The sequence below is a fragment of the Umezawaea sp. genome (assembly GCF_057122925.1).
Genome location: NZ_DBNGPQ010000113.1, coordinates 42,813 through 52,596 on the forward strand (window position 1 = coordinate 42,813; position 9,784 = coordinate 52,596).

6 protein-coding genes are annotated in these 9,784 nt (G+C 71.3%); 4 read left to right on the top strand and 2 right to left on the bottom strand.

The window, feature by feature from the left end; translation table 11 throughout:
* Positions 1-367 precede the first annotated feature (367 nt).
* The 3 genes from AC156L_RS26230 to AC156L_RS26240 all read left to right on the top strand — a co-directional run bounded on the left by AC156L_RS26230 (position 368) and on the right by AC156L_RS26240 (position 3,643).
* Positions 368-952: a hypothetical protein gene (locus tag AC156L_RS26230; RefSeq protein WP_330876143.1), complete on the top strand. Its 585-nt coding sequence runs from the start codon at positions 368-370 to the stop codon at positions 950-952.
* 966 nt (positions 953-1,918) lie between these two features.
* Entirely contained in the window at positions 1,919-2,455 is a 537-nt protein-coding gene (locus tag AC156L_RS26235; protein ID WP_330876144.1) for a hypothetical protein, read from the top strand.
* Between the two features lie 21 nt (positions 2,456-2,476).
* Positions 2,477-3,643: a DUF6545 domain-containing protein gene (locus tag AC156L_RS26240; protein WP_330876145.1), complete on the top strand. Its 1,167-nt coding sequence runs from the start codon at positions 2,477-2,479 to the stop codon at positions 3,641-3,643.
* A 115-nt stretch (positions 3,644-3,758) separates the two neighbouring features.
* Here AC156L_RS26240 and AC156L_RS26245 read toward each other — a convergent pair whose 3' ends face one another.
* On the bottom strand, positions 3,759-4,862 hold the full coding sequence (locus tag AC156L_RS26245; RefSeq protein ID WP_330876146.1) for an acetate/propionate family kinase: 1,104 nt from the start codon (positions 4,860-4,862) through the stop codon (positions 3,759-3,761).
* Entirely contained in the window at positions 4,859-7,192 is a 2,334-nt protein-coding gene (locus AC156L_RS26250) for a phosphoketolase family protein (protein ID WP_330876147.1), read from the bottom strand. Before AC156L_RS26250 ends, AC156L_RS26245 begins: the two co-directional genes overlap by 4 nt.
* A gap of 171 nt (positions 7,193-7,363) precedes the next feature.
* Here AC156L_RS26250 and AC156L_RS26255 point away from each other — a divergent pair, with 171 nt between their 5' ends.
* Positions 7,364-8,341 carry an NmrA/HSCARG family protein gene (locus tag AC156L_RS26255; RefSeq protein WP_330876148.1) on the top strand — a complete coding sequence of 326 codons (978 nt, stop codon included), beginning with the start codon at positions 7,364-7,366 and terminating at the stop codon, positions 8,339-8,341.
* Positions 8,342-9,784 lie beyond the last annotated feature (1,443 nt).

The following is a 9,784-nucleotide window of genomic DNA, read 5'->3' on the forward strand; positions in this document are numbered from 1 at the left end:
CTCGTTTTGTCAGCATGCATAAATCGCGGGCGACAAGCCGACGGGCCGTTCAGCGCACGCGACGCCACGCCGTCGGGGAGTCGTTCCGACCGCGCCAGACCTCACCAAGATCATCGGTGCCCCCACCTCTGGCGTGCAGACCGCACTCCAGGACTCGAACATAACGACCACGTTCGCACATGTCAACGCATCGGTGGGCATGCGTGTGCATAGTAGCGACCCAACATGCACAACTTGGCGATCACGCACGTCACCGCGCCAAGATGGACGAGTAGCGCTTCCTCATATGGGACGGAAAACCACGCATAAGGGCAATAAACGCGCATGGATGAACACCTGCGCACAGCGTGGTGGTACGATCCGGCGCATGGCCAACGAGAGGGACGTCACGGAGGCCGCGGAGCGGAACGGGGTCGAGTCCGCCGGGCAGCGGTTCGGGCGGCTGGTGAAAGCGTTTCGACAGCGAAACCTCCCGGACCAACTGGTGACGCACCAGCTCATCCACGATCTGGGCGGCCCTACCCGGAATGTTCAGTCCCGCATCGAAAGCGGGCAGGTCGACACCATCAGCGCCACCACCGAGGCGAAGTACAACCGCGCGCTGGAAGCCCTGGGACTGCCTGCCGGGAGCGTGACCGCGGCTCTTCACCACGGTGGCGCGCTTGGTCCGCCCGCCGAAGAGAAATCCACCGCCGCGGCAGTGGAGGACGATGTCGAGAACGGCGTGAACGCGTTGCAGAACCTGACTCGCAATCACCGGTCCGTCGCAAATCTCGTGACCGAACTCGACCGGCTCGGCATCGAGTTGAAGCGAGCCCGCAGCCATACCGAGGGCTATCAGCTGGTCTTCCCCAAAACGGCGGTAGACCGATTGCTGCACACACTGAAGAACGCCGCCAAACCCGCGTTTCCGGAGGACGGGTCCGACCGGGACGACACCCCGGAGAAGTAGTCGCCGTCTCGGTGGCGAACCACGGGTGATCGGCCCGCCGACGCGGGATCCGCGACCACCGCGACCGTGCGGACCCGACGACCGGGGCAGCACCCGGCGCGTTCCCCGCGACCCGGCCACCTCCGTCGCGCACGGCGGTCGGCGAGCACGTCCCGGTCGACGCGGAGTGCGCCGGCGCGGTGCTCCCCCACCCCGGAGGCCGGTCTTCGCCGAGGCGCCTCACCCGAACGGCCGCGAACCGTTCGCGCGCCACCTCGGGGAACCCGTGGCGACCCGCCGGATCGTCGACGCGACCGCACCCGCCGAGACTGCGGGGTGCCGAACGACTCGGCCGGTGCTCGCGCAGTACGCTTGCGGGAAACGAACCGCCCGCCGGGGGAACGACGGGCCCGCACCTCACCGCGTCGATCACGTCGTTCGGCGCCGTGCCGCAGGCGCTGGTCCGCACCGGCAGCGGCGCGCGATCAGCCGGTGTCCGGCCGGTGCGGCCCGAGGTTCCTCGACCACCCGCGTCCGCCGCACGACCGCGGCGGGCACGCTCGCAATGCGCGAGATGCCGTCCCGGTCTCCACTCCACGATTATTCCACGAACGCGATCGAGGCCTGCCCGGTTGCGTCGAAGCCGCAACACGGCACAGAGGTGACGGGTAAGCTGCAAAGCGAACCCGAAATCCGACGACGACGAGTCGTCCTATGTTTGCCAGCTGGTCAGGAAAGGCAATCGGGCGATGGCCGCCATCGTCCACGATGACCCGGTGATTCCGTTGGAAAAATCAACAATCCTGCGTCAGCGGCACCAAAACCGTGTTACCCGGTAAGCAAGATCAGATCTCCAAGGTCCTCGGGGGAGGAAACCTCAGGTGCATTCGATCTCCGTTCCACCGACTGCGACGCGGCAGCTCTTACCAGCGACGAGTCCTACACCGCGGGCGCGCACCGCCTCACTCGAACGAGGGGGCAGCTGACGTGCTGGACCAGTTCAGAAGCAGGGTTTCCGCGCTCGCGTGGAAACCGAGCAGGGGCAGGACGTCCACGCGAGCCCGTCTGCAAGCCCTCATCGACCGCCTCGACCTCCCCCCGGACTGGACCATCGCGGAGTTCATCGCGTCCATCGAGCACCTGCGCGGACGGCGCATCGTGCCGTTGCCGTTGCCGTTGACCGCTCCGGTGGAGCTGTGCGGGCTGTGGCTGGCGTGCCAGGACCACGACGTCATCTTCCTCCGCCGGTCGTCCGACTCCGGTGTGGAACTGCACGTGGCCCTGCACGAGGTCGGCCACATGCTGCTCGGCCACGGGCAGGACACCTCGCTCGTCACCGAGGAGTGGGCGGCGCTGACGACCGGGTTGGCGCTCGGCCACGGAACCGATCCGACCACGGTCCGCGCCCGCGGGGTGTCCAACTACGCCTCCACCGAGGAGTACGAGGCCGAGCTCCTGGCGACGCTGATCAGCTTCCGCGCCCGCACCGGACCACGCCGCAACCCGATGTTGAAAGAGCTGTAGCGCATGTGGCCGCACTACCAGATGCCAGGTTGGATCACCATCTCCGCGACGGCGTTCATCGTCGCCATCGCGGTCGTCCGACTCGTCCTGGTGCGGCACACGACGGTCTACGGCCGCCTGATCAACACCTTGCTGGGCCTCGACGCGGCGGCGGCCCTCCTGCGCGAACCGGTCGTCGCCCGCCACGTCGCAGGCGCCGTACCCGGTGGTCTGCCGACCGTGTTCGACGCGTGGCACTGGCTGACCGTGATGGCCTGGGCGTGCGGGCTGGGGCTGGCGCTGGTGCACAGGCACGACGTGCCGCACTACCAAACCCGGTTCAGGGTGGTGCTCGGGCTGGCGGCGGCGGTGGGCATCGCGTTCCTGACCCTGAGCGATCCGGCCCGAGCGCGGGGGCTGGCGTCCGTAGCCGACCACGGGGGCTGGCGCTACGGCGTCTACGTCCTCCTGTACTCGGCGGTGCCGCTGGCCGTGTCGTCCTACTACTACGCGATGAGCCGCAGCGTCGGCGTGTGGCGGACGACCACCCTGCGGGAGCGCGTCATGGTGGCCGCCCTGGTCAGCTTCGGTGTCGCCAGCTCGCTCCCCACCTGCGTGGTCGCGGCCTCCGCGGCCCTGGACGCCGCGGGGCTCAGCGACGGGTTCGCGCGGGACGTCTTCACCGTGGTGTCCGAAGGGCTCACCTCGGGGGAGCCCGGACTGTTCGTCTTCGCCGCCGTGGTCGTCGTGTTCGTCCCCTCCTCGGCGCAGGCCGTCATGCGGTTGCTGCGCCTGGACCGCGAATCCCGCGCCGCGCGCCGGACGTACCCGCTGTGGCGGGACCTGACGCGCGCGGCACCCCAGGTCGTCTTCGAGCTGAAGCCCGCGGACAACTGGAAGGTCTCACCGCAGGAGTGCCTGCACCGTCGACGGATCGAGATCCACGACGCCGCCGAACTCGTCGCCCGGTACGTCCAGCCCCTTCCGCCCGTCGTCGACGAACTGATCGAGAACACCGCGCGCGAGGAGGACCAGGAGCACATCCGGCTGGTCGCCGAGATGGTCCTGGCGGCCGAGCGGCTGGCCGACAACAGGGGCGAGCCCGCCGTGGGTGAGGCCTACGTGCCCGACGAGCGAACGCTGCTCCGCTTCTGGCAGCCCGCGAAGTCCCTCGTCCGCGCGGCCGACCACACCGCGGAACGCCGCTAGCCCTGGTTCGGCGTGACCGGGTCGGGCGTGAGGTCGACCGCATCCCCGATCGACCCACCGCGCCACCCCGGTCCGGGCGTCCCCGGTCGATCCCGTCGAACGGGCTGGAGCCGGGTCAGTCCAGCGGCAGCGCGGTCACGGTGTCGCGGCACAGCTGGAGCTCCTCACGCGGACGCACCACCAGCACCGGCACGGCCGCGCCGGGCGGGCTGACCACGCCGTCGTGCTCCACGTCCGCCACGAGGTCGCGCGGAACGCCGAGCAGTCCGAGGCCCGCCACGACGTCGGCGCGGACCTCGGGCTGGTCCCAGCCGATCTCGCCGGTGAACACCAGCGCGTCGACCCGGTCCAGCGACGTGGCCGCGGCGGCCAGTTCGCGACGCACGCGGTGGGCGAAGACGCTCAGCGCCAGTGCCGCCGCCGGATCGTCGTCCGCCGCGGCGACGAGGTCTCGCGTGTCGCCCGAACGCCCGCCGGACAGGCCGAGCAGACCGGACTCGTGGTTGAGGCCGTGGTCGAGGGCGTCGAGGTCGAGGTCGCCCCGGCGCAGCAGCCACAGCAGCATCCCCGGATCGACGCTGCCGGAGCGCGTGGACATGGGCACGCCCTCCAGCGGGGTGAAGCCCATCGAGGTGTCGACGCTGCGGCCGTCGCGCACCGCGCACACCGAGCAGCCGCCGCCCAGGTGCGCCAGGAGCGCGCTCACGCCGTCCGACGGCCTGTCCAGCAGCTCCGCGGTGCGGTCGAGCGCCCACCGGTAGGACAGGCCGTGGAAGCCGTAGCGGCGCAACCCGTGCCGCTCGCGCCACGCGGCGGGCAGCGGGTAGGTCGTGGCGACCTCGGGCAGGTCGGCGTGGAAGGCGGTGTCCGGGCACAGCACGTGCGGCACGTCGGGCAGCCGTCCGCGCAGCACGTCGAGCAGCGCCAGCGCGGGTGGGACGTGCAGCGGGGCCAGGTCCTCGGCGCGGCGGGCGGCGGCGAGGACCTCGTCGTCGACCACGGCTGGTGCCCGCAGGTCGGGCCCGCCGTGCACCAGCCGGTGGCCGACCGCGTCGACGCCGTCCGCGTCGCCCAGCAGGTCGTCCAGCGCGCGGCGGGCCTCGTCGGAGCCGGGCGGTCCCTGGACCTCGGCCGCGCCGAGCACCTCCTCGGAACCGGGGTCGACCAGGTGCGCCTTGAGGCTGTTGGACCCGGCGTTGACGGTGAGGACGGCGTTCACGCGGACCACCGCCAGCCGGTGATCTCCTCGGGGTCCACGCCGTCGCGGTACGCCGAGGCGCGCAGCTCGTCGCGTTCGACGAGCACGCGTGCGGCCACGTCGTCGTGGCCCGCGCGGCGCAGCGCGTCGGCGGCCAGGTCGTGGCGGCTCATGCCGTTGCCGACCAGCAGGTCGAACGGGGTGGTCGTGGTGCCCTCCTCCTGGTAGCCGTGGACGTGGAACCGCTCGGTCTCGGGCCTGCCGTGCAGGGTCTCGTGGACGGCGGACGGGTAGCCGTGGAAGCCGAACACGACGGGCACGCCGTCCCCGAAGCACGCGGCGAACTCCTCGTCGGACAGCCCGTGCGGGTGCCGCGACGCCGGGGCGAGCGCGAACAGGTCGACCACGTTGACCACCCGGACGGTCAGGTCGGGCGCGCGGTCGCGCAGGATCGACGCCGCCGCCAGCACCTCGACGGTCGGGGTGCCGCCCGCGCACGCCAGCACCACGTCCGGCTCCCCGTCGCCGTGGCAGGCCCACTCCCACACGCCCGCGCCCGCCGCGCAGTGCCGTTCGGCGGTCTCCAGGTCCAGCCACTGCGCGCCCTCGTTCTTGCTCGCCACCACGAGGTTGATCAGGTCGGTCGAGGCCAGGCAGTCGCGCAGCACCACCAGCAGGGTGTTGGCGTCGGCGGGCAGGTAGACCCTGGTCACCGACGCCTTCTTCGTCAGCAGGTTGTTGAGGAAGCCGGGCCCCTGGTGGCTGTAGCCGTTGTGCTCCTGCCGCCAGCCCTCGCTGGTCAGCAGGTAGTTCAGGCTGGCGACGGACGCGCGCCACGGGACCTCGCCCGCCGCCTTGAGGAACTTGGCGTACTGGTTGACCATGCTGTCCACGATGGAGGCGAACGCCTCGTAGCACGGGAAGAGGCCGTGCCGCCCGGTCAGCAGGTAGCCCTGGAGCCAGCCCTGGCACAGGTGCTCCGACAGCACCTCCATCACCCGCCCGCCGGGCGCGACGTGCTCGGCGGTGTCGGGCAGCGGCCAGGTGAACGCCCGGTCGGTGGCGTCGAGCAGCGCGCCGAGCTTGTTCGACTCCAGTTCGTCGGGGCAGACCACGCGGAAGTCGCGGCGGTCCTCGGTGGCCCGCACCAGCTCCGCCAGCCACTCCCCCGCCGTGCCCGTCGGGCTCGCCGACGCGCCGCCGGGCTCCGGCACGTCCACGGCGAACCGCGCGAGGTCCGGCAGCGGCAGGTCGCGGCGCAGCGCTCCGCCGTTGGCCTCCGGCACGCGTCCCAGCCGCAGCGGCTCCGGCGGCAGCTCGGCCAGCAGGTCGGCGTGCGGGCTGCCGTCGACGTCGAACAGCTCCTCCGGCCGGTAGGACCGCAGCCACAGCTCCAGCAGCGCGAACTCCGCGTCGTCCTCGTGCACGGCGCCCAGCGGCACCTGGTGGGCGCGGAACGTGCCCTCCAGCGGCTTGCCCGCGGTGTCGTGCTCGGGCAAGCCCCACCCCTTGGGGGAGCGCAGCACCAGCATCGGCCGCACCGCCCGCTCACCGGGCCGCCACCGCTCGCGCAGCGCGGCGGTCTCGGCGTGCGCCAGGTCCAGCGCCTCGGCCAGCGCCGCGTCCGGGTCGTCGGCGCGCGTCACGTCGACCACGTGCGGCGACCAGCCCGCGCCGCTGAAGCACGCCACCAGCTCCTCGTCGTCCATGGTGCCGTGAATGGTGGGCGAGGAGATCTTGTAGCCGTTGACGTGCAGCACCGGCAGGACCGCGCCGTCGGTGCGCGGGTCGAGGTACTTGCCCGCGTGCCACGACCCGGCCGTCGGTCCGGTCTCGGCCTCCCCGTCGCCGACCAGGCACGCCACCAGCAGGTCCGGCTTGTCCAGGGCCGCACCGAACGCGGTGGCCAGCGCGTAGCCCAGCTCCCCTCCCTCGTGGATGACACCCGGCACCTCCGGGGACAGGTGGCTGGGGAAGCCGCCCGGCCAGGAGAAGCGGCGGACCAGCTCCGCGAGGCCCCCGCCGTCGAGGCTGAGCGCCGGGTCCGACAGCGCGTGCGTGCCCTCCAGCCACAGGTTCGCGTGCACCGCGGGAGCGCCGTGGCCGGGGCCGGTGACCAGCAGGGTCCGCTGCCCGGTCCGCCGCACCAGCCCGTTGAGGCCGCTGTAGAGCAGCGTGATGCCGGGGCACGTGCCCCAGTGGCCCAGCAGCCGGGGCTTGAGGTGCTCGCGTCGCAACGGCTCGCGCAGCAGCACGTTGTCCTTGAGGTAGATCATCGCGGCCGCGGCGTAGTCGCACGCCCGCCGGTAGCGCTGAGCTGCCTCGGTCGCACGTGCCTGCGTGGTCGTCATGCAACCGGGCTACCCGTGATCACGCCCGGTACACCCGCTGGCCCCCTCCGCCGGGCCACCATCCCCCGCGGTGGGTACCCACGACAGGGGAAGGCGTGCGTCCCGATCCGGGGTGATGGTGGTGGTGCGGAACGAGAACCACTGCCCGAGAGGGCGCAGAGGAGAACCGGCATGTCCGAGAAGAAGATCATCGCCGTTGTCGGCGCCACCGGTGCGCAGGGCGGGGGCCTGGCGCGCGCGATCCTGGCCGACCCCGACGGTCCGTTCGCCCTGCGGGCGCTCACCAGGAACCCTGGGTCGCCCGCGGCGCGGGAACTCGCCGCCCGCGGCGCCGAGGTGGTCGAGGCGGACCTGGACGACGAGTCGAGCGTCCGCAAGGCGTTCGACGGCGCGCACGGCGCGTTCGTGGTCACGAACTTCTGGGCGCCGCGCACGCCCGAGGAGGAGGCGGGGAGCACGCGCGCCGAGAGGGAGGTGCGCCAGGCCTCCACCGCGGCGCGGGTCGCGAAGGACGCGGGTCTGCGGCACGTGGTGTGGTCCACGCTGGAGGACACCCGGCCGCACTTCGCCCGGCTCGGCAGCGACGTCCCCGACCTGCCGGGCGGCTACAAGGTGCCGCACTTCGACGCGAAGGGCGAGGCGAACGCGGTGTTCACCGCGCTCGGCGTGCCCACCACGTTCCTCCAGACCACGTTCTACTACGAGGCGTTCGCCGGCGGCGGCCAGGGACCGCGCCGCGACGAGCGGGGTCGGCTGGTGCTGACCCTCCCGATGGCCGACGCCCGCATGGCGCTCATCGCCGCCGAGGACATCGGCCGCACCGCCCTCGGGATCTTCCGCCGCGGCGAGGAGTTCGTCGGGCGGACGGTCGGCGTCGCGGGCACGCACGCGACCGGCGTCGAACTGGCCGCGGCGTTCACCGCCGCGCTCGGCGAGGAGGTCGTGTACCGGCCCGCCACCCCCGACGAGGTCCGCGCGGCCGGGTACCCCGGCGCGGAGGAGATCGCCGCCACGTTCCAGTTCTTCGCCGAGGCGTCGGAGTACTTCACCGGTGCGCGGGACCTCGACCTGGTCCGCGAGCTGAACCCCGACCTCGTGCCGCTCGACGCGTGGCTGGCCGAGCACGCGCACGAGGTCCCGCTGGGCTGACCACGGCCGCCCTCCTCGGGACGCGAGCGCCCCGAGGAGGGCCCCGAGCCCTTACCGCGCGGTCACGGGCTCCTCCGGTCGAGGTGGTGGCCGTGGAGCCGGTCCACCGACGTGAGCGTGGGCAGCCCGCGGCAGGGGAACGGCGGGTCCCGGAACGGACGGGGGTCCGGTGCGCGCGCGAGGCCTATCACGGCGATCGGGGTGGGCCCGTTCCCGCCGTCCGGAGTCGCGGTCGAGTCGTGTTCGCACGCGGCGTTCACCGGTCGCGCTCCGACGCGCGTGCTCTGCTCCGACCGTCGAGGACGCGGGTCGTCGAACGCCCCCGCGGCGACGGGTGAATATAATCGCGGTGGTTTTCGGGCTTTCCGGCCGCGCGATCCGCCCGCCGCGCCGGTTCCACCTTTTCCCCACTCTGCCGAAGCACCTGCCGCCCCCTTCGACCTGCCGGATCGACCCAGCACCCAGGACCACGCCTTTCCCGGTCCGCCAGAGCGGGAGTCGACGTGCCGCCGGGTACGACCGCCCGATCGGCATCGGCATCAGACGATTCCCGCGATGGCGCGCGAAACCCAGGACACAGGCGTCGGGACACACCGAAACAAAGCCACGTGTTCACCGTCCGGAGGTACCGACTTCCGGACTCCCGAGTTTTCACAGCACACCGGGATGCCACATGCGTGAACATCGCATGAACCCGACCCTCACCGCGTCGGATCGCTGGTGCCCCACCGCTCAGCGAACGACTAAGCGCCGACCAACAACCCGGTCGCGCTCGGCTCAGCAGACCCCGCACTGGACGGCTTCACGGCCGCTACCAGCGGGTTAAGACGCAGAAGGCCGCGATTGACGTGACACAGGAATCCACAGCGCGCCTTTCTCGAAACGTGGTGCGGGCCACTCTTCGATTCCCGCGCGGGACATGGGGAATCGCAGCCGAAAACCAAGCTACGGCATGGTTTGGGGAAAGTCATCAGGAGACACCGGGTCGGCGTACTTCTGCCATTGCCGAACGCCACCAGTTGAGACGCTATTCCGTGATCTGCACCACTTGGTCACGTGTGGGCAATAACATTTTCCTAGGACAACGCCGCACATCGATCGAGATGTCCGATATCCGCCAAGCCTCCGACGAACACCGAGAACCCGAACAGCCCAACGACTCGAACTCTCTGTCATGCTGTGCCGCCGAACGGGGCCGACTCATGACATCCCGGACGTTCCCGGTGATCCGGGGCAATGACGACACGTGGTTAGGTCTGCATTCGCCACCTCGGCACAGCGAGCAACAAGGAAGAGAGGCACTCCATGGCGCGTGCACGGGATGTCGGTTCACCGGACTCAGGAATCCGCTTTGGGATATTCGGCCCAACGGAGGCTTTTCTCAACGGCGTGGAGATACCGGTGCCTGCCGCTCAGCAACGCACCATCCTGGCCGGTCTGCTG

Excerpts from the sequence above, each read along its gene's own strand:
- AC156L_RS26230 (WP_330876143.1), top strand. The coding sequence starts at position 368 with ATGGCCAACGAGAGGGACGTCACGGAGGCCGCGGAGCGGAACGGGGTC.
- AC156L_RS26240 (WP_330876145.1), top strand. The coding sequence starts at position 2,477 with ATGCCAGGTTGGATCACCATCTCCGCGACGGCGTTCATCGTCGCCATC.
- AC156L_RS26250 (WP_330876147.1), bottom strand. The coding sequence starts at position 7,192 with ATGACGACCACGCAGGCACGTGCGACCGAGGCAGCTCAGCGCTACCGG.
- AC156L_RS26255 (WP_330876148.1), top strand. The coding sequence starts at position 7,364 with ATGTCCGAGAAGAAGATCATCGCCGTTGTCGGCGCCACCGGTGCGCAG.